Origin of the sequence: Paenibacillus sp. N3.4 (assembly GCF_008017805.1) — a bacterium.
In the GTDB taxonomy this organism is placed as follows: Bacteria; Bacillota; Bacilli; order Paenibacillales; family NBRC-103111; genus Paenibacillus_E.
Window position 1 is genome coordinate 87231 of the sequence record NZ_VRTT01000008.1, and the last position, 23185, is coordinate 110415.

The 23185-nt window shown below is 43.1% G+C and carries 15 protein-coding genes and 1 pseudogene; 1 reads left to right on the top strand and 15 read right to left on the bottom strand.

Annotated elements, in window-relative coordinates:
- Positions 1–177: 177 nt before the first annotated feature.
- The 12 genes from FU659_RS06555 to FU659_RS35205 form a co-directional block, all read right to left on the bottom strand.
- Positions 178–1770 (bottom strand): extracellular solute-binding protein, encoded by a 1593-nt coding sequence (locus FU659_RS06555; RefSeq protein ID WP_147946814.1) that lies wholly within the window; start codon positions 1768–1770, stop codon positions 178–180.
- A 160-nt stretch (positions 1771–1930) separates the two neighbouring features.
- Entirely contained in the window at positions 1931–4189 is a 2259-nt protein-coding gene (locus FU659_RS06560; RefSeq protein ID WP_222708491.1) for a helix-turn-helix transcriptional regulator, read from the bottom strand.
- 488 nt (positions 4190–4677) lie between these two features.
- Positions 4678–5616: a dihydrodipicolinate synthase family protein gene (locus FU659_RS06565; RefSeq protein ID WP_147946816.1), complete on the bottom strand. Its 939-nt coding sequence runs from the start codon at positions 5614–5616 to the stop codon at positions 4678–4680.
- On the bottom strand, positions 5606–8137 hold the full coding sequence (locus tag FU659_RS06570) for an alpha-mannosidase (RefSeq protein ID WP_147946817.1): 2532 nt from the start codon (positions 8135–8137) through the stop codon (positions 5606–5608). The genes FU659_RS06565 and FU659_RS06570 overlap by 11 nt, the downstream gene beginning before the upstream one ends.
- Before the next feature lie 37 nt (positions 8138–8174).
- On the bottom strand, positions 8175–9050 hold the full coding sequence (locus tag FU659_RS06575; RefSeq protein WP_147946818.1) for a carbohydrate ABC transporter permease: 876 nt from the start codon (positions 9048–9050) through the stop codon (positions 8175–8177).
- 14 nt (positions 9051–9064) lie between these two features.
- On the bottom strand, positions 9065–9976 hold the full coding sequence (locus FU659_RS06580) for an ABC transporter permease (protein ID WP_261807653.1): 912 nt from the start codon (positions 9974–9976) through the stop codon (positions 9065–9067).
- A gap of 87 nt (positions 9977–10063) precedes the next feature.
- Positions 10064–11683 (bottom strand): extracellular solute-binding protein, encoded by a 1620-nt coding sequence (locus FU659_RS06585; protein WP_147946819.1) that lies wholly within the window; start codon positions 11681–11683, stop codon positions 10064–10066.
- Positions 11684–12070: 387 nt separating this feature from the next.
- Entirely contained in the window at positions 12071–14851 is a 2781-nt protein-coding gene (locus tag FU659_RS06590; protein ID WP_187273950.1) for an exo-alpha-sialidase, read from the bottom strand.
- Positions 14852–14887: 36 nt separating this feature from the next.
- Complete coding sequence (locus FU659_RS06595) at positions 14888–16783, bottom strand: exo-alpha-sialidase (protein ID WP_187273951.1); 1896 nt, start codon at positions 16781–16783, stop codon at positions 14888–14890.
- A 298-nt stretch (positions 16784–17081) separates the two neighbouring features.
- Positions 17082–17279 carry a hypothetical protein gene (locus FU659_RS35200; protein WP_187273952.1) on the bottom strand — a complete coding sequence of 66 codons (198 nt, stop codon included), beginning with the start codon at positions 17277–17279 and terminating at the stop codon, positions 17082–17084.
- 26 nt (positions 17280–17305) lie between these two features.
- Complete coding sequence (locus tag FU659_RS06600; protein ID WP_147946822.1) at positions 17306–17548, bottom strand: hypothetical protein; 243 nt, start codon at positions 17546–17548, stop codon at positions 17306–17308.
- Between the two features lie 777 nt (positions 17549–18325).
- Positions 18326–18577 (bottom strand): hypothetical protein, encoded by a 252-nt coding sequence (locus tag FU659_RS35205; protein WP_187273958.1) that lies wholly within the window; start codon positions 18575–18577, stop codon positions 18326–18328.
- On the opposite strand from FU659_RS35205, the pseudogene FU659_RS06605 reads away from it, so the two are divergent.
- Positions 18473–18949 (top strand): annotated as a pseudogene (locus tag FU659_RS06605) (phytanoyl-CoA dioxygenase family protein); the annotation flags it as partial. The gene FU659_RS35205 and the pseudogene FU659_RS06605 overlap by 105 nt on opposite strands.
- 130 nt (positions 18950–19079) lie before the next feature.
- Here the strand turns inward: FU659_RS06605 and FU659_RS06610 are convergent.
- The 3 genes from FU659_RS06610 to FU659_RS06620 form a co-directional block, all read right to left on the bottom strand.
- Positions 19080–20357, bottom strand: a complete 1278-nt coding sequence (locus FU659_RS06610) for a Gfo/Idh/MocA family protein (protein WP_147946824.1) — start codon at positions 20355–20357, stop codon at positions 19080–19082.
- 83 nt (positions 20358–20440) lie between these two features.
- Positions 20441–21580, bottom strand: coding sequence for a glycoside hydrolase family 88 protein (locus FU659_RS06615; protein WP_147946825.1), 1140 nt, complete (start codon positions 21578–21580; stop codon positions 20441–20443).
- 824 nt (positions 21581–22404) lie between these two features.
- On the bottom strand, positions 22405–23172 hold the full coding sequence (locus tag FU659_RS06620) for a sugar phosphate isomerase/epimerase family protein (protein WP_147946826.1): 768 nt from the start codon (positions 23170–23172) through the stop codon (positions 22405–22407).
- Between the last annotated feature and the right edge of the window lie 13 nt (positions 23173–23185).

Consider the following 23185-nt stretch of genomic DNA (forward strand, 5'->3'; position numbering starts at 1 on the left):
TCACAGCCACCCCGGCCGAATAGCTCATGTAGACGGTTATATTCAAGGTATAACTCATCATAAACATGGCTATGTTCATTGATTGGCCTATAGCTTTCTTGACGAACACGGGTCATACGAGAAGCCGCTTCCACAATACTCGCATAACCGCCACGTTCAGTACCTGCAGCAACTGTCCTATTTATTTACTCTCGCGAGTGCCGTATTATAAATCGTTTCAATTTCAGTTGCGCCCTTTTCTTTACATTGTTTTATAAAACTATCCCAATCATTCAATGCCCCATCATTGATAATGAATCTATCCATATTCAAAGTTAAATACGCATCTAATTGTGTGCGGAGCTGTTTAAGCTTTTCTCGTTCTTCTTTATTAAATGGAGGATCGTTGACTTCTCTGAAATTAATACCATCAGCAAGATCCTTGATTGCCTTTTCAGACCACTTTATTAGTTCCGGTGCGGAAGAAGGAATAAGAGGATGGTCGTCAGAATAAAGTGCTAAGCCAAGATAACCGGTTCCAAGCGCAGATTGCATCGCACGGAAAGGATCTTGTTTATCCTTAAACTTCGCTTGCGTCGCTTCAGAAATCTTATATTCGCCACCAGCAAGTGTATAATCAACGTTCTCTATACCAAAGCTTGTCAGATTTGTCCCCTCGTCTCCATACATCCAGTCTATAATCTTGATAACCTCTTCAGGATACTTCACCTTGGAGCTTATTACGTACATTTCACCAAGATGATCAAGTTGATATACGTTGTTGCGTTTAACCCCCTTTTCACTGGCCATTACAGGTAATAATTCGAACTTGGCATCTGGCTCTTTAGCCTGAAGTGCTTTATTAAAGTTTACACCGAAACCATTGTTATCTTGGTAAAAGAAAGATTTTCCCGTACTTAATTTTTCCACCCATGTTTGTGAAGTTGCTACGGAATAATCAGGATCAAGAAGTTTTTCTTTATAGAGCTTATGAAGATAGGTAATAGCATCTTTAAATTCAGGTGAGTAAGGACCAAATTTATATTGCTTTGTAGCTTGCTCAAAATAAATCTTAGTACCTGTAATATTGGTATATCCACTACCAAAACCAAAAGCAATTGGATTGATCAAATTTTCTGTTCCCGTTTTACCATTCGCTGCACGGCTAGTAAAAGGATAAGAGGCTGGATAAGCATCTTTAAGTTTCTTGAGTACCTGATATAGTTCATCATAGGTCGTTGGGGTTTTTAAGTTAAGCTTTGTCAACAGATCTGTACGAATCATCGGAAGTTGACCAGACTGCGTGCTCCATTTGGTTACGAGAGGAAAGCCATATAACTTGCCATCGACTTTTGTCTTATTGATTTCAGGCTTCTGCCCAATAAGTTTTTGGAAATTCGGCATTTTATCCAGATAGGGTGTGAGGTCTAGGAAAATACTCGAATCAGCGTAGTTCGAAAGATCATTTTGATTAACCATAATCACATCGGGTATAGAGTTTGTAGCAATTAGGGTTTTCTTCTTATCCTCATAATTACTTTGTGGAACACTTCGTAATTCAAGCTTCACATTTTTTCTTTTTTGAATTTCTTGAACTATTATCGAATTTACATCTAACGCTTGCGAAGAATGCTCATATCTCATCCATGAAAGCGTTATCAGTTTGGCAGAAACTACTGATGTACTTGCTGTAACATTTGGCTTGACTAGGCTACTACAACCTGCCAATAAACTTCCCAATAAGGCGAGTGAACAGCAGACGGTTAACATATCTTTTTTTTTAATAACCATGTTGTTCCTCCTTAACAAATCGGGATTTATTTCTGGCAATTTTATTTTATAGGCTAACAGGCTCTCTTTGAAAGAACCAAAACAGCATTCGATGAACCGTTATTCCACATTAATCGGGATGAGTCAGTATTCCTTCTTGTTTCAATAGTCTACTTACAGCCTATTTCTGCTTAATTCCATGGCTACTACGATATTCATTCGGCGAAATGCCTTCATACTTTTTGAACAGACGTAGAAAGGTTGTACGGCTGAATATGCCAATCTGATCTGCGATTTCACTAATTTTCAAATCTGTATGCGCTAACAATTCTCTCGCTTTTGCAATCCGAATAAGACTGATATAGTCCGAAATATTCGTCCCGGTCGACTCTTTAAACATTCTTGACACATACTTGGCGGACAGTCCTATTTCGTTTGCAATCACCTCGAGATATAAATCCTTTTCATAATGTTTCTCAATATAATCGGTTATGAATGATACAACCGCACCCGATTTGCTTTCAGGCTTATATAACGTCTTTGTGATAATTTTATCGTAAAATTCAAAGATCAGTTTCAACCTTCCATCAAACTCACTTGGTAAGAGCTCCTTTTGACTCAAAAAAGCATGTTCACTAGCATCAAGAAAATCATAAACACTAAGTCGCTTTTCCGTAATATAGCGATTACCCGTATTAAAGAACTCCACAAGCAAAGCCCCGAGAAAGTGATAAGAGACCCCCCTTGCTTTATTCAAGCCAATGATTCCTTCAAGCTCTACCTTCAACCCACCCATGTCACCTGATTTCAAAGCATTTACTATTTTGTTCTCATCTAGAAATGAATAATAGTAATTCTGATCGATAACAAAATGAGTCGCATCTAAAATAACCATCTTGGATGAGTCCGTCCGCTTATCTATGGCAGTAATAGCATCACTATAAGATTTCGAATATTCATCAATTTTATCGTATTTTTTTCCTAAACCAATAATTAATTCGCAATAAATCATGTCATAGGCAAAGGTCAGTTTAATCATTTCTAAAGCCTGGTCTAATTGCCCTCGGTCTTCCTCACTTTTTAAATTTACCATGCAAACATATAAATAAGGCTCATATTCCGTCAAATAACAATTCACATACTTCTTCATAATTCCCCAAAGTACTTTCTTCATCTTTTCAAAAATCAATAATCGGTCTGCTTCCAAAATGTCATGATAAAATCTATCCCTAAACTGAAACATGAAGCAGCAGCATAAATAGCTACCTGTGTGAAAATCAATTTCATTTAGTATTTGGTTAACGGCATAAGGCTGTGCCCCTCGATATCCTTTAATTAAATTCGTGAAAAACTGCTCGAGAATTTCGTCAGAAAATGTGTTGATTTTAATATTGTCATCCCTATGCTGCTGTATCAATTGATTGACGCTATTTCCGATCCTTTGAAGTTCTCCGCTGTGGTTTGTATCATTGTTCCATTCATCCACTTTTTCAGTGTTTTGTAAAATATCTCTTATATTTTTGATCGGATTATATAATCGAAAACTAAAAATGAAAGAAAATGCTACGCCAATGATGATTAAGCTGATGCATATCCAGATAATCAAATTAAAAATACTTAAAGACTCCTGATTAAAGGAGTTCACAGGTGTAATAGAAAAATACTTCCACCCATATTCGGAAGTGGTTTGAACTATCCAGTTCTGCTCTTGACCAATCTCAATCGCCCCGTTACTTCGCTTCTCCAAAGAAAATCCAGCAACGATTTCCTCCTTCGCTTTCTCATCTAACCCGCTGCTTTGTAAAATGATCTGATTATTTTTATCCAGCACAACATATTTGGTAGCCGAGAAGATCGAGTTATTTTGCAACGTAGCCACGATCGTAGGGATGGATATTGTTGTCACCATAGTTGCCAAATGCCCGTTCAAATATTGTGTCGTAATACTCGGGATAACCTCTCGGTAAGAATTCATATTAGCGTTGACCACTCTTGTAGGGTTCAGTAATTCGAATAAGCTGCTTTGGTGTAATCGTTGACGCCAGAAATCTTTATTATAGCCATCAATTTTATAGAATTTGTCAAAGAAAATGTCAAAGTCAACGATACCATCACTTAAATAAACGCGTTGGTCATCCACAAACATAAAGATATTATCTACAAAATGGCTGATTGGATTGCGATTACCCGCAATTGATTTCACAATCGATGGCATTTTAATTTTCTCTTCATCCGTAAGTAACGGATATGGTCTTAAATATTGTTGAATTGTTTCACTAAGGAGCAAGCTGTTATTGGTTGCCTGTGCCATACCTAAATAAATATCAATTGTTTTGGAAGATGCAATCAGATTATCAGTGAGCTTCTCAGAGGCATCCTTCTTAATTAACTGATCTGCGTTAAAATAAACGATAATTCCTATAATGACAATTGGAATCAACAAGGATATGAAATAAAGCATAATCTTAAAGAATAGCCTGTTTTTATTCAACGATTGCTTCAGATGCTTCCAATTCAAGTTTACTCCCCCCATTTATGATACGATGTAACAACTTTACCTTCAAATTAATTTATAACCTCTATTCACCATAAATACCAAATAATTTATTGGATGAGGAACTTTGTAACATTAATTTATCTATGTATTATTCGAATCATTCTATATGAAATCCTCCCACTATAAATTAATGTTTTCTATAACATTGTTAAAGCATCACTGCAATGGATCAGTTAACCGACAAGCACGAACTAAGGCCACATAAAATCGCCTACTACGTAGAGCGATTCTATGTGGCCTTAGTTTTTTAGAAGCAAGCAGTTTATAGGAATAGCCAAGTTCTTTCGATTTTTACTGAATTGATATACTAGGCCAAAAGAATGTGGAACGTTTTCAGCTCATACGGAGCATGGATATTCCTCATTCCTCTGTTAATTCATAGTCGCAGCAACTGGGAATTGTTTGGATAACTCCTTGGAAAGACGGTATAGCTGATCGACTTCCATTTTATTCGTGGCTGTAAACTCGTCATGATTTCTCGCACGCGAGCGATAATTCGAACTGATTCCTTCCTTCATCTGATAATATTTAGCGTTTATCGGATACAACTGCCTCTCAATAAATGAAGCTACACTCAGTAAATCACTCAAACGCTGCGCTTCTTCAGGCTGCTTCTCCCAATTATGCAGAAGCCATGCATATAGGTCTGGATGAAAGTTGGCCATAACTCCACTGTAACCGTCAACTCCCAGCTTCAATGTTTCCAAAAGGGTAGCTGTATTGGCATTATAAAGCTTTAATGAAGTTCCTTTAATCGCTTCCAGCTTTTCTTTGATCATCTCCACATCGCAAGAGGTATCCTTTAAGAAGAAAAATCTTCCGGTATCCGCACACCATTTCAATACCGATGGTGTTAATAGACGCTTATATGGAAATGGACATTCATAGATACCAAACGCAATATGATCCGGCAACTGTTCCATTAGCTTCTGAGCGTTAGCCTTCCACACGTCATCGGACTCATTCACTCCTGCCAATCGGTTCGAAATCAAGATAACTGCTTCAACTCCTGTTTCTGACATCGCAGTCAATTCTTGAGCCTGGTCTTCAAGCGAGTCTGAAATGTGCCCCGATGCTATGACGGGAACCCTTCCCGATGCCTTCTCCACGACAAAAGCTGCAAGCTTCACACGCTCTCCCAAGCTCAAGAAGAACATTTCACTAGACTGGCATACAGCAAATAATCCGTCAACCTTGTTTTGAATAAACCATTCAACCATACGTCCCATCGCATCAAAATCAATTTCTCCAGACTCCTTGTATAAGGTAATCATGGTTGGCCATACGCCGTTAGGGTTATTAATCTTCATTTGGCATCTCTCTCTCTTTGATTTTTATCATTTCCAAAAAATTCACTTCCTTGATGGGCTCATGCTGTATTGCAGGAATAAAAAAAGTTTTAATTTCACACTTGCCAAAGGTACTTCGCCAACTGCGTTTTAAAACTGGAATGAATAGATCTGTCTCCACTTCTCTTCCGTAAGTCTCATTACAGCGTAGAATCCAGCCGTTCCCGTCTTCAGCTGGTTTAAATGCCACAGCTACAACATTTTCGGAAGAAATCACAATTCCCTCGGAAACTTGCGGTAAATTGCCTTCGTGGTAAGTTTCCCATACCTGCTGCAGCGGAGTTTGCAATTCATATGCCTTATGTACAACTCCGCTATCCTGCCACGATCCTGCATGAGGAGAGAGTATGTAAACAAACTCCTGTACGCCCTGATCCATATATTCCGATTGTTCATCACGTTCGCCAAAATGATCAGCATAAATCGGACTTCGCACTACGGTCATCCTTAATTCATTGTCTAGAACATCGTAAGCGTATTTTGTATCGTTGATCAGAGAAAGTCCGAACACTACTGACGGTTCAATTCCCTCAGCTGTAGTACCAGGTTCATTACCCGATACATTCACCCACATTTGTCCAGGCACTTCGTTTCCATTGGCCGGACGTTCAATGAAGCCGTACGGAATTTCAAACACTGCACGAGGCTGCTCGACATTTACAGGAAAGGCAAGCTTAAGCATCTTATGCTGTTCTCTCCAATCAAGCCTTACCTTTACATGCAAGTCGGAACTGTCATGTAATAAGCTTATATCCTGACGAAGGACAGAATTTCCGAAATGACTAATTACCCTAATCGTCGCTCGCAGAGGCCCTGTTTCAAGCACTTTCAACTCTGCGTTACAAAAGCATCCCCATTCATCGCGATACTGTGTCAGACCGTGTCCCCATGTATCGCTGTGGCTCTCATCCAAGACGATTGGCACCGCTCCGTCTCCGGCCAGTACTTCTCTAAAGCCATTAAGCTTGTCAATGACATGTCTGATATATCCTGTATCCGGATCGAGCTCAACGAATAGCTTATTATTCTCTAACAAGCAACCCTCAGCCTGAGCGGCCCCTTTCGGCTCCATCGGATCGCATGGTTTATCGCGGTATACCCAATACACCTGATAGCCAAAAGCCGGAATTCGACCTGTGATTAAAGTATCCCATTTATCACTGGTATTTGTCCGGGATGCCCTGATGGTTTGAATCGGTAGGGCCCTCCCTGCTGCATCGGCCACTCCTGCAAGCTGCTTGTTAATTCCAATAGGCGCCTCCACTTCCCATGATAACGGGTTAAAGACGACAAGAGGTGAACCGAGATTATCTTGCTCCCAAAGCTGCCAGTCCATTTCCTTGTTTAATGATTTTACACCTGGTTTCATCGTATTAATCGACCATGAAATCTTTTGAAGAGCAGCGTTTATCGCTTTTGCTCCTATGCTTAACGCTTCACCGTAAAATTCTTGAACATCAGCGTAGGCTTCTTTTATACTGCAGCCGCCCATAATATCGTGAAAATGATTGAACATGACATTTTCCCAAGCTCGATAAAGTGCTTCTGACGGATATGGCAAATTAAGCGTCAAATTGGCAAGCGTAGAAAATTTCTCGGCAGTCAGCATCCGGTGCTCCACTCGGCGGTTAGTGGCCTTTGATTCCGAGTGCGTTGAGTAACAACCGACTGCATGCATCTGCATTTCATCCTTGATGACAGGAATATCCGGAACGATCTTCATCATTTCTGAAAAATATTGATTAGGAGAGCTCAACTGAATGTCGTCCAGTCCAGGTCGCTGTTGGATCTCATGGATAAGCTTGAGGTTCTCAATTGTCGGCCCCCCCCCATGATTACCGACGCCATAAAAAGACATGAAGGCATGACTGCTTGCAACTGCCATATTTCTATGGCTTATTATCTTGTCTTCCATTCCAATGCTGGCCCAATTGCCATAACTGCCGGCAAGCCTAAATGTCATAACACGGCTGCCATCTTCTGATTCCCACCAGAACAAATCGTGTGGCAATGTTTTCTCATGTGCCCCAGGGCGCATGAATACGTAGTAGTCCATTCCGCTTTGCTTCAACAACTGTGGCATCATGCCGTGGTGACCGAAAGAATCTACATTGTAGCCCACCTGCGCCATTACACCGAATTTCTCCATAAAATACCGTTGTCCATATAAGCTATGCCTAGCAAATGATTCGCCTGAGGGCAAATTGCAATCCGGTTGTATCCACCAACCGCCTGTAATGACCCAGCGTCCCTCGGCAACACGCTGCTTAATTTCTGCAAACATCTCGGGAGCATTCTCTTCAACCCATTTGTAATAAGCCGCGCAAGCACATGTAAATACAAAGTCAGGGAACTCATTCAATCGATCCAAAGCAGAACGAAAAGTCGCTTTGATCTCCGCATACCCCTCCTGCCAGCGCCATAACCAAACCGGATCCAAATGAGCATTTCCGATTAAATGAAGCTTCGTTTCAACAGTCATGTTATCCCCCTTCACTCATTATGATAATTTGAAACCTCTAACCTTTTACAGATCCCAACATGGCTCCTTGCACAAAATATTTTTGTACAAACGGGTAAATGACAAGCACGGGCAAGATGGCAACGAAGACACATGCATATTTAATATTTTCCGTCATGACGGCCAGCCCCGCTTCTGCTGCGCCAAGCTGTGCGGATTGTGTAGCCATATCTCCCGAAATGACGATATTACGCAAAATGATTTGCATCGGGTACAAATTCTTCTCATTTAAGTAAATGAGTGCAGGAAAGAAGCTGTTCCAATGAGCCACCGCGTAAAAGAGAAACATTGTGGCCATGACAGGCAATGAAAGTGGCAGTACAATTTTTGTGAAAACTCGAAATTCTCCTGCGCCGTCCATGATCGCAGACTCGTGAAGTGCTTCAGGAATATCTTCAAAAAATGTTCTCATAAGGATCATATTGAAAACATTGATCGCAGTCGGAATTAATATTGCCCAAATCGTATTGACCATTCCTAACGCATGAACCACCATATAACGCGGGATGAGACCACCGTCGAAGAACATGGTGAACACAACAAACAAAGCAAAAAATGAGCGCCCATACATATGCTTACGAGACAAAGGATATGCGCAAAGAGCTGTCATCGCCAGATTAATCAGCACACCGGCGGCCGTATAAAAAAAGGTGTTTCCGTAGGAGCGCACAATGGCAGGATCATTAAAAATAACACTATATGCTTTAAAATTAATATCTATAGGTCGCCAAAACACTTCACCGCTGCTAACCGATGACCCGGAGCTAATCGATATGATTCCCATATAATAAAGCGGATACAGGGTAATAAAGATCATAGCCAGCATAAAAATTATGTTAATCGTATCGAAATAAGAAAAGTTACGACCTCGCATCTCAATCCCCTCCGCTAGAACAATCTTGATCCATTTATTTTTTTGGCAATTTGATTCGCTGATATAACGAGCGCAAAGGCCAGTAAAGATTGGAAAATACCTACAGCCGCAGCGAAGCTAAAGTCGCTGTCAATCAACCCTCGACGATAAACAAATGTTTGGATAACATCTGCGGTTTCATAAGTAGGACCACTGTACAATAATAAAATTTTCTCAAATCCGACCGAAAGCATTTTACCTACAGTCAAAAGCAGCATGATCGTGACGACGGTTGAAATCCCAGGCAGTGTAATATGAAGCAATTTGCGCCATCGATTTGCCCCATCCATCGTCGCCGCCTCATACAGTTGTGGGTCGATTGAGGTCAATGCCGCCAAATAAATAATGGAGTTCCAACCAATACCTTGCCAGATTTCAGAGCCGACATAAATGGTTCGGAACCACTGCGGCATGGACATGAATGTTTTCGTTTCTCCGCCAAAAAGCTTAATCACTTCATTAATGAGACCATCGATGGAGAGAAAGTTAACCAGCATACCTACGACTACAACGGTAGACAGAAAGTGCGGAACATACGTGACGCTTTGAATAAACTTTTTAAAAATTTTTAATTGCAGCTCGTTTAGCAATAAAGCGAACACGAGAGAAGATGGAAAATAAAAAATGAGTGAATACAGGTTAATGAGCACTGTATTGCGAACCACTTGCCAAAAATACGGATCCGTCAGAAATTGGCGAAAATACTTCGTCCCTGCCCACGGGCTATAGAAGAAACCCTTGACGATCGAATAATCTTCAAATGCCATCAAATTCCCAACCATAGGTGCATAGTGAAAAATAACAAAATAGGCAAACGGTAATAGAAACATTAGATACAGTGGCATGCTCTTGCGGATATTTTTTTTAATCTCAACAACTGATGTCAAATATCTCCACTCCTTTCCTGAAAATAAAGGGACAGGCTGCCCGGTATGACTTAGCAACCTGCCCTCTCACTGCATGAACCTTGACCTTTACTTCACGCGGGCTAAGGCATCGTTGTAGATTTTGACGATATCATCTGAACCTTTTGCTTTGAGTTGTTTAACGAAGTTATCCCAATCACCCAGTGCACCGTCTGTCACAATAAATTTATCCATGTTTTGAGTCAGGTAAGCGTCAAGCTGTGTACGGATTTGTTTCAGCTTCTCACGCTCTTCTTTTGTAAATGGAGGGTCGTTAACGAATTGAACATTTTCGCCTGCAGCCAAAGCTTTAGATGCTTTCGTGTTCCATTCTACCCATTCCTTGGAGTTAAAAGGTAATCCAGCATGATCGTCATTATCCAGAGCAAGTCCCAGGTAGCCCGTGCCATACTCAGATTGCAGCGCATAAACTGCGCTTGGCTGTCTGTCCTTATACTTATTGACAACAGCCTCAGTCAATTTGTAATCACCATTTTCTCCAGTGAAATCTTCGCTTTTATTACCGAAGTTTGTAACCTCAATTCCTTCTTGGGAGTAGAACCAGTCCATGAATTGAACAACTTGTTCAGGACTCTTTACTTTCGCATTGATTACGTACGATTCCGACAAGTGGCCAAGTGCATAGATAAGGTTACGCTTTGCACCGCTCGGCGATGTCATTGTATCCAACATATCAAACTTAGCATTGGGATCCTTCTTCTGTAGATTAATATTAAACGTGCTAGCGAAACCATTATTATCTTGGAAATAGAAGGATTTACCTGAGTTTAGCTTTTCTTGCCAAATTTGCGATGTAGCCGTAGCATAATCCGGATCAAGAAGCTTTTCTTTGTAGAGTTTATTCAACCATGTGATAGCAGTTTTAAACTCTGGCATAGCCGGACCGAATTTGTATTGTTTATCTTTCGGTTCGTAGTATACTTTCGTTCCGTTAAATGTCGTGTAGCCGCTTCCAAATGCGAATGAAATTGGATTGATTAGATTTTCTGTTCCTGTAAGTCCATTTGCAGCACGAGCAGTAAAAGGATATGAATCTGGATTCGCTTCTTTCATTTTCTTCATCACTTGATACAATTCATCATAAGTAGTCGGCTTTTTCAAACCTAGCTTATCAAGCACATCCATACGTATCATCGAAAGTTGGCCGCCAACACCCTGCCAATTTGCTACAAGAGGGAAGCCATAAAGCTTACCGTCAATTTTGTTTTTGTTTATCTCTGGCTGCTGGGAAATGACTTTCTTCAGATTTGGCATTTTGTCCAAATAGGGAGTCAAATCAAGGAATGCTCCCGTGTCGGCAAAGTTCTGAATATCATCCTGTTTGACAAGCATGACATCAGGAAGGGTATTCGTTGCGATCAACGTTTTCTTTTTATCATCGTAGTTGCTTTGAGGGACACTTTGAAGATTTAGTTTTACATTTTTACGCTTTGAAATTTCCTGGACGGCTTTTGAATTTGCCACGATAGCCTGCGAAGCGTGTTCGTACCTCATCCAAGTCAGCGATAGTGGTTGGGCCGACACCGGCGTGCTTGCCGCACCAGCAGTCGTTGCCGGAGTCGCCGAATTATTCGTTGAAGTCGTTGAACTGCTTCCACAACCGCTAAGCACACTTGATAGCACTAGTAATGAACCAGTTACTGCCATAATCCCCTTTTTTGATTTCATCGAATAAATCCTCCCATGTAATTGGATTGCCTTACACGAGGATCATAGCACACCATTTTTGAGCATTTGAATATCCAAATTGGCGTTTAAAGAACCGTTTTTCCGCAATTGGGGCCTTGATTCATTTCTCCGCTATGATGCAAAAAGTCATACTGACGATAAGAAAATTAAAGTGGCTGTCCCAAAAGTAGATAATGAACTGTGACCCCTTCTATGGACAAATCAAGAAAAACCCAAAGCCATTGCGGCTTTAGGTAGCAATTAATTCGTAAATGTCCCTAGAAGGACTTATAGGAGACGGAAAAGCAAACCTCCACCAACCCAGCCGAAGCTTTACAGGTGGTGGGGGTGCATCTAACTCATCTTACTTAGTAGCTACGTTCGTGCCTATTTCAGTTGGTTCAAAATACGGTACACGATCATTGCAACTTCCGCTCTTGTTGCTTTTCCCTTCGGATTGATCATATTATCACTACCCTCAATGATTCCTGCTTTAACAAGCGCTGCTACGCTGTCGACAGCATAGTCGGAGATATTCGACATATCTTCGAATGATTTCAAATCGTCTACCGTTCCTACAGCTTGTAATTTACCCTGCGATTTTAATGCTCTGTAAACAAGTACCATCAAATCTTGTCTGCTGATCTCCTCAGTCGGACTAAACTTGTTTCCATCCATGCCGTTTACGATCCCTAGCGCCTTGGCGACCCCAATCGTCTCATAGTAGTAGTCGTCCTTAGTAACATCCTCAAAGTTGGAGTCAAAGGTTGATTTCAGATTCAGTGCTCGAACGATCATCGTCATAATATCGGCTCGTGAAATATTTTTCTCAGGTGAGAAAGTATGATCGGAAGTTCCTTGTATAACCCCCATGCCTGCAAGCTTATTGATAGCATTCCGAGCCCATAAATAATTGTCGGTTACGTCCACAAAGACTGGGTTTTCTCCTTGCTTCGGTGTCGTTGCAGGTTGCTGATCAGGCTTAGTCGTCCCAGCCGGGTTATTATCCGGAATTACAATCGTAGAAGTCTCGCTGCTTCCGGAGGATTTGACTTCTACTGAAGCTGTCGCCACAAAGCCGCCATCAAGTGTTGTTGCAGTGATGATCGCACTTCCTGTACTAACGCCGGTTACTTGACCGTTATTTACTTTTGCAATACTCTCGTTACTTGTACTCCAGATCACCGTTTTATTGCTAGTGTTGCTTGGTGATACGGTAGCCTTTAACAAGGAAGACTGGCCTGGTGCTAAAGTCAAACTTTTTGAATCTAGCTCTACTTTAGTGGCGGCAATCGCTGCTGGATCATTATAAAGATACACGAGCAGGGGCGGATTAAAAGCAGGAAGCATGGCAGTTGTTATGTCAGCTGGAAGTCTGGTCTCATCAATGCTGCCTCTGATCTTGTTGATAAGAAGAGTATTAAGCTGAAAATTGGATTTAATTGTTGATACATCCCAATTTACAGGCAAGTCAACAGAAGGCAGCGTCGCGTTGTTTGCGCCTTGCTGATAAGTCAAATATGCCTTAATAGTAGACGGAAACAGAGCTTTGATCGCACTATCAGATGCTGTAGCGATATTGAACGACGCAGGGACAGCAATTTCACGGTCAATGACTTCATATTCGCGTACCACTTTAGTCGAATCACCTTGCTTGACCCAATCCTCCGTCAGCCTCGAAAACACAATATGCTTGTAGTTGGCCATCGACTGGTTCGAAGCATTCTTGTCGTCTGCTGAATAGAACCGGCTGAAGCTGACTAGAATATCGCCATTCTTTGCTTCTGAAATGGCTGGATAGTGATAACTGCCCACGTTGGCTCTTGTATCTACGACAAGATGCCTTCTGTACTTCCGTGTTTTTCCTTCATTATCAGAAATAGCCACTGCCAAGGTGTTCCGATTGGATTCCGTGTCTACATGCGCAAACGCCCAATCGCCATTCTTAAGCTGAAGCAGGTCATGTCCTACTCCCGGATCTTGCAATTCGGGAACGTCTTTGGCAATGCTCCAAGTGAGTCCGCCGTCTTTGGACTCAGAAGATAAGACGCGATAAGGTCTGCTGCCATTGTCGCGCATATAGGCTACGATGGTTCCGTCTTTTCTTTGCGCCATCGATGGTTGAACGTTCGCAATCCCGACTAACGGCTCGCTCATTTCCCAACGGATGGAATTGTCTTCAAGCCGCTTGGATGGATCGTACTCCGTGAAAGCCATGATACTGGTTTCCAGCGTGTCGGAATACAGTGGCAGCAGCAATCGCACCTTGCCTCCGCCGAGCTGAACCGCAAACGGCTTATCTTTTGTTTGCCAGCCGAGACGACGCGCTAAGGGATAGCCTGATCGAGCATTAAAAATTGAATCGGCCACTGTCGGAGTAAAAAGATATTTAGTCGGGTCACCACCTGACAATTGCATGACCTGGCTGACCAATCCGTCGAATTCAGCGCCGTGAATTTTACTGCTGACGCCTGCTCCGCCTTGATCAATCGGTTTGAAAGCATATACTTTTTGTTCCGCAAGCTTGGCTTTCAATGTATTTACAAAGCCTTCACTGTTCAGCGGTGCACGTGCTGGGTTATTAAAATCTTGGCTGATGTAATCGTCTTTGCTGTCAGGATCGACTACACCACCAATATTTTTACCAATCTTTATGCCGATGTTCTCGGAAAACGTCCAGTTCGGATTATTGTTCCCGATTCGATCGTACTCATAACTTCCCTTTTCGGCGTAAGCATATCTAGGCTGTGAAGTAGACCATCTGCCGGCCAACACAGGGTACCAGAATAACCAAAGTCTATCGCCGGAATCCACATAGACGACCGGATTAATGTCGGCTATATCCGGGGAATCTTCCAGGACAAATGGTGTCTTCCACGTTTTACCTCCATCCGTTGACCTTGCACCCATAATTCGAGTGGTCGTGCCGTCACGCTCTCCGTTTCCTTGGAACCAGACGCACATCAACTCTCCGTTGGGTAATTCCACAATGCTGGAGCCATGCGTATGATCGCCAGTATCTCCATTATCCTTAACCGGATCGAAAATGCTCGTAACCGTATCCGAGACATTTAATATCCCTGAATTGGCCGCATAAGCCGGAATACTCGAAATCGTTAGTGAACAACACACAGCTAGCGTCAGCAAGAGCTTATTTCTTTTCTTCATCTTCATTACTCCTTTGCAATCGCTTGTTTGTAATGGTTAAACGCCATCTGTAACAGTGACCAAACATTTGTAAATCGTTCCGTATTTCTGACTTACAACCGTAATCAGAGCTGTACCCGCTTTAATCGCAGAAATAACCCCCGTGGTGTTGTCGATTGTAGCAACCGAGGCATTATCGGAGCTCCAATAGAGGTTGCCATCCGTTTGAGTATTTCCGGCCACTTTTAAAGTAAAGCTCAATTGTGTCGTATCACTCTTCGACAAGGAAAGCCCAGGCATATTATTGATTACAGGCACAGGCATATTACTGCCGTAAGTAGCTGAAATGACCGAGTCAAAAAGAGGCTGAATGTCAGACGAACCGACTTTTACAAAGCCCATTTTTTTGTTTGTCGAACTGCCACTTGCAATAAAATGCGAATAGTTCATCAAAGCATTGCCATTCCGATCAACAATAACCGACGGATATTCATAGGTTTCTTTGGCAAATGTAGGATCATTCATAATCATAAACGACTTCCAAGTCAGCCCTTCGTCTTTAGACAGAAGCAAGCTAAACGACCTTCTATGACCACTTTGTAGCGAATCTATTACACCACGCTTTGTTTCTTGGTTGGTCGCAGCAAGCCAATCGCCATTCGGAAGCTTGGATATCTCAAAACCGCCATCATTTTTCAAATACGGATCAACCTTGTTTACACTCCAAGTTTGCCCGCCGTCCGAAGATTCCGAGTACGTTGTATGCCATGCGAGTCGTCCATTTTTCCCATCCAATTTGCCGCTTCTGAAATATGCGCGAATGTTACCATTCGTCAACTGGATTAATGAGCCTTGAATCGTGCCCGCACCGACGATCGGGTCACTCATTTTCCAGGTAGCCCCATGATCATCCGTGTATACGCAGATGGAAGCCGCCAGAGAATCGGAATACAAAGGCAGAATCAATCTCGTCTTGTTGTTGTATTGAATCTCTATAGGTTTGTTTTTCGTTTGCCAGCCAAGCCTCCGGTACATCGGATTCCATGTATTCGAGTCATTGTCAGCACCGGAAGCGCGTTCAATAGAATTTTTAATAATTGGCGGCTCATACTTCGAATAGGTAGCACCGGTTACAGTATAAATACCGTTTTGCAGCGAATCAATAATGGTTTGCGTTCTTCCGTTATACACATCGTCATAAGGCTTGTCTGTCTCCAAATATTGAATAAACTGCTCATATTTGCGTTTCATGCTCACAACAAAACTGTCGGTCACATAACGTTTGTCTGTTGGGTTAAACCATGACGTTACTTCTACGTATTTTGAAGAATCGAGGTAGGTGCTAGCAGTAACACTCGATGGCGTCACGTACTTAATTTCGGCTCCCTTAACACCGTACTTCCATATCCCGCCAGAGTAAGTACCTTTACCTACCATTCCGTCCCCGACATTCATAAAAATAGGCTGTGGGAAATGCCACTTCGGATTGCCTCCGCTTCTAGCATCGTATTCATAGGTTCCAAGATCGGCATACATAAATTTAGGTTGTGCAGATACCCATTGGCCATTGTAAATCACGTTATAGAACAGCCACAGCCGGTATTGACTATCCACATAAATGACCGGATTATTATCGGGGAAATCCAATGTATCGTAAACGGTAAATGGCGGAGTCCAAGTATTACCACCGTCCTTCGAGCGTGCTCCTACAAGCTTTGTCACGTTGCCGTCTCGTTCGCCATCCCCGCTAAACCAAACCGCAAGCAAAGTACCATCATGAAGCTCGACCATGGATGAACCATGATTATGATTCACAGTGTCATCAGGTGAAATGTCTGTTCTAATGATCCCACCAATGTCACCATTTGACGTTGCGCCTGCCGTTGCAGTACCTAGTAAGCTGAACATTAAAATCAAAGATAACATGAGGTTGAAGCGTTGTAATTGTTTCAACTTGCTGCACATCCTCCCGAGATAATTTACTTATTAAGTTAATCGCCGTTGCTGTACTCTATTTAACAAAGGTCAAACTATCGAGCAGCATCAAATACCTCTTCTGTATCACCCCTTTCAAAACATTGCCGTGACTCCACAATAGAAAATGTCATTTCCACGCCTTTCGCTTAAGGGGTTACAACCCGTTTGCTTCTAATCCCGATTCGATCACCATCTCAGCCATATCGACCATTGACTTAGATCTAAATAATCACCTGCAATATGATCGGCTCCCGCCTTCAATAGCCGTTCCTCCTCATGGTTTTGTTCCCTCTTCAAGCTCTGCTGTCAACTGAGAGACATAGGCAATTAATTCATCCGCAATCCGCTCATGGCATTGGTCAAATGTTAAGATCGGCTCTCTCACGCGTGGGGTATCGTAAGTCCCTTGCCTGTATAAGAGTCGTTTGAAAAAGTGGATCGACACGTCCAGATGCTGGTTCGCAAACGCCAAAACAGGCAGTAGCCGATAAAATAACCTTACAGCCTCCGCTCTCTCCCCCCTCCGTGTACAATCTGTATATCGCGGGTATACACTTCATGCATACCAGTTAGCATAAAGGCATGAATCCCACAATCCAAGCCCTCAAGAAACTGTGTCACGGCCCATCCTCCGGCAACATGCAGGCCGCCGCCCGTCGCTTCCATGACATGACTGTACTTTACACCTGCAGGAAACACCTCGATTTTATAGCTGCGGAAATTATTCCCGATGTTATCCAAATAAGACGTCAGTTCGAAAAATATACCGCTTTCTTCTTAGCACAAGCACGGAACATGCGGTCATGCCTCCTTATTGATATCATATAAGTACGCCTCCCTGTTCAAGGATTGTTTCGACGGCGCAACCTCAGTATAAGCGCCTCGCGAAAGGGATGAACATCACCAAATTGCCATATCATGAACCATTTTAGCTCCTCCAGGGTATGTTCCATTTTTCCGCGTATGTTTCATTTTTCTTCCACACTGCGGTGTAAAGAGGAAGCATGTGCATTTTCGTAATCCATAGGCGAGACACCCTCGTGTTTTTTAAACACGAAAGGTTGTCCGGCTGGCTCGTAAAAATCAAATAACCGCTACCCCCGGTCTCTTAACTTATTACGAAGCGAAATAAATCGTGATACATTACCGGTTAGAATGATTCATATTTATTCTTGTTTCATTTAACCGCATCGATGTTTCATATATCTCCTATGATTTGGTAAGAGAAAAGGAGAACCACGATTTACATTGGCTCTCCTTATCAATTGCCCAAATGCTCCCGAAATGAGCCACTAATGAAATACAGTTATTTTAGTAATGGTATTTAATGAGGTGGATGGATCCCGTTTATTCACGGGTTTCGTGCAAGCCAAAATTCGCACAAGTCTTGAACGCTCGTCCCAAAGAATTTTTTACTAACTACTTCCATCCCTGAGATAACAAATAATTCGTTTCTTCTAAAATATTCTATTTGTCAGTGAAGTATCTAAAAATTATTACTTCCATTGTCTAATAGAATTATTGTTGCTTCTTTTTCATCGCAAAGAAAGTAAAAGCCCTACGATTTATCTCGTAAGGCCGATCTTTGTTACTAAAATTATTCATTTCAATAAACCAATCTACCATCTCTAAACTTGATAATTTGCTTCGCCTGCTCTGCAACACAAAATGCTGGTCAAGCCGCCGGAGAGAGGCGCCGCTTTCCCTATGCACCAGGATGCGCCGTACTTTCCCCACAGCCATCATACGATGCTGGCGGCCAGTGTCCATTTGGACGATGCGGACGACGAAAACGGCTGCCTCCGGGTCATCCCAGGCTCTCATAAAGCAGGGGTGCTCCCGCATGTGGGCAAGTATTATCTGGACCACAGGGAATTTCCAATCTCCATGGGTACACCGTGTCCGGCGAAAATAGGAGATGTGCTGTTCTTTAGCTACCTGACCATTCACGGTTCGAATGTCAACCGAAGCGGAAGACCGCGTCGCAACGTCCTGTTCCAGTACAGGGATGCAATGGACCTTCCTATGGCGGATACCCATTTTGATTGGGGGATGGGTCTTATGGTTTGCGGAGAAAACCCGGGGTACTTCCGTTTCGGACAGCAGTATGAATATAGCCTGAGACCCAGGGATCACATGTAAAGCGCGGCAGTCGGCATTGCGGGCTTACGCCCCCAGCAAATTTGAAGCAATTGAACAAAGGACTTCGACCTTCTAATTCAAACCGATCATACCAAGAGGTCCTTTTTCAAGCTCAAACCTCAATTCAGACTTAACCTTTAGAAGTCGATTCCGATGCATTCTTTATGCTGTTGTAAAATTCATTCAGCTCAATCGACTTACCTTTATGAAGTCTCGAATACTCTGCAGCAAAGGCCATCATATGGCTTCTTACGGAAGCTGAAGCCGAGGTGAGGCTTTCTTCGCCCGTGTAGCTGCGGACCTCCTTAAGGAAGCTGCGTATAATGTTGCTGTCTCCCCCGCCGTGACCGCTAGTTTGCTTCGGAATTTCAATGACGGTTTCCTCATGGGTCAAGAAATCGTACACAACGATTTTGCTTTCCTCAGCCCGAATTTCGCCTTTGGTTCCCATGATTTGAATCCTCCGCTCCTGGTGCCTCGTGAAGCCGCACATGCTGAACATGGCAGTAGCGCCATTCGCGAACTCCATATTGACCACCTGATGATCAACCACATTATTATCGCTTTTATAGACGCAACGCCCATAGTTTGTATCTTGAAGACCTCTCACGATGTTTTCCTTAGTCAGCTCATCCACAAAATGCCGCGCCCAGCTTTTACCCTCTCCGAGATAAAAGCGAGGTGCAGAATATACACAGGCAGACTCGACGGCGCATCCGTTTATACAGTAATCGGCAGAACCTTCTGGAGCGTTCTCAGAGTGGAAATGCATAAGCGATCCGTATGAGCTGATGCGTACACAAGGCTGTTCCATCAGCCAGGATAAAGCGTCCATATCGTGACACGATTTGGCCAATATCATCGGGCTTGACGTCTCCGAGTTGTTCCAATTGCCACGTACGAAGCTGTGGGCGATATGCCAATATCCTACATTTTCATTTAATTGAATCGACACGACTTGACCAATTTTCCCTTCAGAGATGACTCGCTTTATTGCGGACCACAACGGCGTGTAACGAAGCACGTGGCAAATCGTTAAGAGACGGTCGTTTTCTTTTGCCGTACGTTCCATCTCGATACATTCCTTCGGAGTTGGCGACATCGGCTTTTCCAGCAGCACATGATACTTCTTCGCCAGTGCTTGCATGGTCGGCTCGAAATGCATATGGTCTTGAGTGCAGATAACAGCAATATCGGCCATTTTCTGCCGCTCCAGCAACTGTTCCCACGACTCGAAGCAACAATCGGAAGATATATTGTGCAACTTAGCGAAATTCTCTCTTCGGGTATCATCTGCTTCGGCAACGGCGACAAATTTCAGTTCATGCGGATTATCCAGTGCGTATGGCGCGTAACTATGTGCTCCTCTGGCTCCAGCACCGATCAATACTGCGGTTAGTTGGTTCATTTTCCAATCCATCCTCCTATTTCTCTTCAAGCAATTGATATTCAAAGTCCATCCGCATTGTTTACCTCTTAAATATATGGGCGTTATTCATACCAGTATCCTTTAATCCCTTTTTCCAGGCGCATGAGCGCTTCCAGATAGTAATAATCGCCCCAAATCATAAAGTCATCCGGCGACGAATTACCTCTCACGTGGTAGGAGCCGCGCTTGATGAGACCCTCAGCGTTAGGCTCATTGATCGTCGAATAGTTTTCAACAAGCGACTTCAGTGAACGGTGTAACCCGTCTTCAAAGTAAGCGCGTTCCACGTCATCCGCGTCCAGCTGGGAAATAAGTTCTTGCAGTCCCGCTGCCACGATTGCTGAAGCGGAGCTATCACGGTACGTATTCTCGTTGATTGGTACATTGAAATCCCAGTAAGCCACATGATCTTCTGGCAAATTCCGCAAGAAGAAACGCGCAAGGCGCCGCGAAGTTTCTAAGTAGAGCGGATTTTTCGTATAACGATACGACAGAGCAAAGCCGTAAATGCCCCAAGCCTGTCCGCGTGTCCACGTCGAGCCGTTAGTGAAGCCTTGATGCGTCGTGCCACCGATCGGCTCGGCCGTCTCCTGGTCAAAATGGAACGTATGGTACGAAGAATCGTCGCCGCGAACGAGGTAACGGCGGCTCTTGTCGGCATGAGCGACCGCTGCGTCGCGATAGCGCTCATCGCCAGATTGTTCGTAAGCCCAGAACAGCAGAGGCAGGTTCATAAGGCAGTCGATGATGATACGGCCGCCATTATGTTCGTCGCCAATCGGTCCCCAAGCCTGAATGTACTCCCCCTTCTCGCGCCAACGAGTCATCAGCTTATCGGCTGCCAGCAAAGTGAGTTGTCTGGCCCTCACATCCTTCTCGATTATCCACTGCGCTTTTGCTGAGAGCGAGTACAGGAAGCCGATGTCGTGATGTTCAAGGGCGCTGTTATCCGCTAGCCGTTTGCGGAAGCTTTCCACTGTTTGTTCAGCCGCAAGTTTAAACGTTTCATCTTTGCTGTATTCAAAGCAAAGCCAAAGAATTCCCGACCAGAAACCGTCGGTCCAATCATCATTCGGATTCAGCGTGTACGTTTTGCCACCGTCACCGTCGGTGCTGACATGTGGGAACAAATCGCCGAATTTCACGATATTTCGCTTCGTTTTTTGCAAGGCGTCCTCGATTGCCTCTCTCCATTGGTTCATATTGATTGCTCCTTCACGTCTTATTCTGCAAATTGTATAAGGCCCTATTTTACGAAATGGCGAAACTTTACTCGCAATAACGGATTATAAAGCAGCACCGGGAAAATCCATTATTTTTCGTTTTGTGCTTTTGGACAAATAAGGCCATTCCCATCTGTTATGAGCTTAAAGCCAGCAGCTTTTCCGCTTTCCCGAATACCTCATTACGTATAGCCTCTTAATCGAGCGCCAAAATGTTTGGCGCTTCGCTTCAGTTGCTGTCATAGTTCACACCACTCGTAGCTGCAAGTGCAAATTTCATGCTTACAATATACGATTCAGGCCTTGTAGCCTACAAGACGCAATTGTTGCGCAGGGGTCATTTCCTTGCAGCAACAAGATTGCCGCACAAAATCTCCCCAAGAGCACCGAGGTGTCCGGACCTTCCGCAACAGCAAACCGCACCTTCCCCCATGGCGTATAAGCGTGACGATGAACGTGTTCCTGAAGCAGCGGTACAATGTCTTTCTTTGATTTCATTAGGCCCCCGCTTAAGATGACGATATCGGCGTCATAGGCATGAATGAGATTTACAATACCGGCTCCAATGCGAAATCAAGGCTCTTAATAGATCGTCAGCCGCAGCTCAGGAAAGAAGAGTTCAAATGTCCGTAGATTTGCTGGTAAACAGTGAAATGGCCATTAAAGAAATTGCAAAAGTTCCATGTTGTCCTTTCTTCTACCTTTGATACGGATTATAGTTTTCATACAGAGTTATTAGTCTGGAAATATCATTCAAATAGCGATCCATCGGCATATCCATCTCTTCTCCTTGTTGATATCAATTAAACATCCACACCAAGGTTCTTCAAGTTACTGAAGCTGGTCGCCAAGCACTCAAATGGATCTCGACCATAACATTCGTCTTGTTCAACTGGAGCCCATTCTACCCCAACACTTTGACATGCCTCCAAAATTCGGGAGTAATTCATATTACCTTCACCAATCTCGGCAAATCGCTGTTCCATATCACTCATCACGGCAAAATCTTTCAAATGAACAAGCTTCATTCTTCCTTTCAATTTATTTATCCATTCTATCGGATCTGCTCCTCCAGATTGAACCCAGTAGAGATCAAGTAAGAATTCGAAGGCTTCTGGGTCTGTCTCCTCCATGAGAATATCCAATCCAGTTTTCCCATCGAATTTTACGAACTCAAATGAATGGTTATGATAAAAGAATTGTAGTCCTGCCTGTTTTAATTTCTTTCCAATTTCCGATGCTTCTTTGGCGAAAGTCACATATCCTTCTTTGCTGCTGCGATTTTCCGCTGGCATACCTCCTAACCCCACATATTTGCAATCCCAAATCTTATGCTTTTCAATAACTGCATCCAGATTATTGGTTAATTCCGAGTATGGAATGTGAGTCGCACAGATTGTCAGTTGCTCGCGATCTGCGATTTCTTTCAATTCATTATTACTGATAGGACCTATTCCTGAAACTTGAATGGCATTATAACCGATTTGTTTAACCTTTCTTAGACTGATTGAGACATCCTCGGGAGTTTTTAAAAAATCCCTTATTGTATAGAGCTGTGCTGCTATTTTCATTTCATCACTCGCT

Excerpts from the sequence above, each read along its gene's own strand:
- FU659_RS06555 (WP_147946814.1), bottom strand. The coding sequence starts at position 1,770 with ATGGTTATTAAAAAAAAAGATATGTTAACCGTCTGCTGTTCACTCGCC.
- FU659_RS06610 (WP_147946824.1), bottom strand. The coding sequence starts at position 20,357 with ATGAACCAACTAACCGCAGTATTGATCGGTGCTGGAGCCAGAGGAGCA.
- FU659_RS06585 (WP_147946819.1), bottom strand. The coding sequence starts at position 11,683 with ATGAAATCAAAAAAGGGGATTATGGCAGTAACTGGTTCATTACTAGTG.
- FU659_RS06590 (WP_187273950.1), bottom strand. The coding sequence starts at position 14,851 with ATGAAGAAAAGAAATAAGCTCTTGCTGACGCTAGCTGTGTGTTGTTCA.
- FU659_RS06620 (WP_147946826.1), bottom strand. The coding sequence starts at position 23,172 with ATGAAAATAGCAGCACAGCTCTATACAATAAGGGATTTTTTAAAAACT.
- FU659_RS06570 (WP_147946817.1), bottom strand. The coding sequence starts at position 8,137 with ATGACTGTTGAAACGAAGCTTCATTTAATCGGAAATGCTCATTTGGAT.
- FU659_RS06615 (WP_147946825.1), bottom strand. The coding sequence starts at position 21,580 with ATGAACCAATGGAGAGAGGCAATCGAGGACGCCTTGCAAAAAACGAAG.
- FU659_RS06565 (WP_147946816.1), bottom strand. The coding sequence starts at position 5,616 with ATGAAGATTAATAACCCTAACGGCGTATGGCCAACCATGATTACCTTA.
- FU659_RS06575 (WP_147946818.1), bottom strand. The coding sequence starts at position 9,050 with ATGCGAGGTCGTAACTTTTCTTATTTCGATACGATTAACATAATTTTT.
- FU659_RS35205 (WP_187273958.1), bottom strand. The coding sequence starts at position 18,577 with ATGGACACTGGCCGCCAGCATCGTATGATGGCTGTGGGGAAAGTACGG.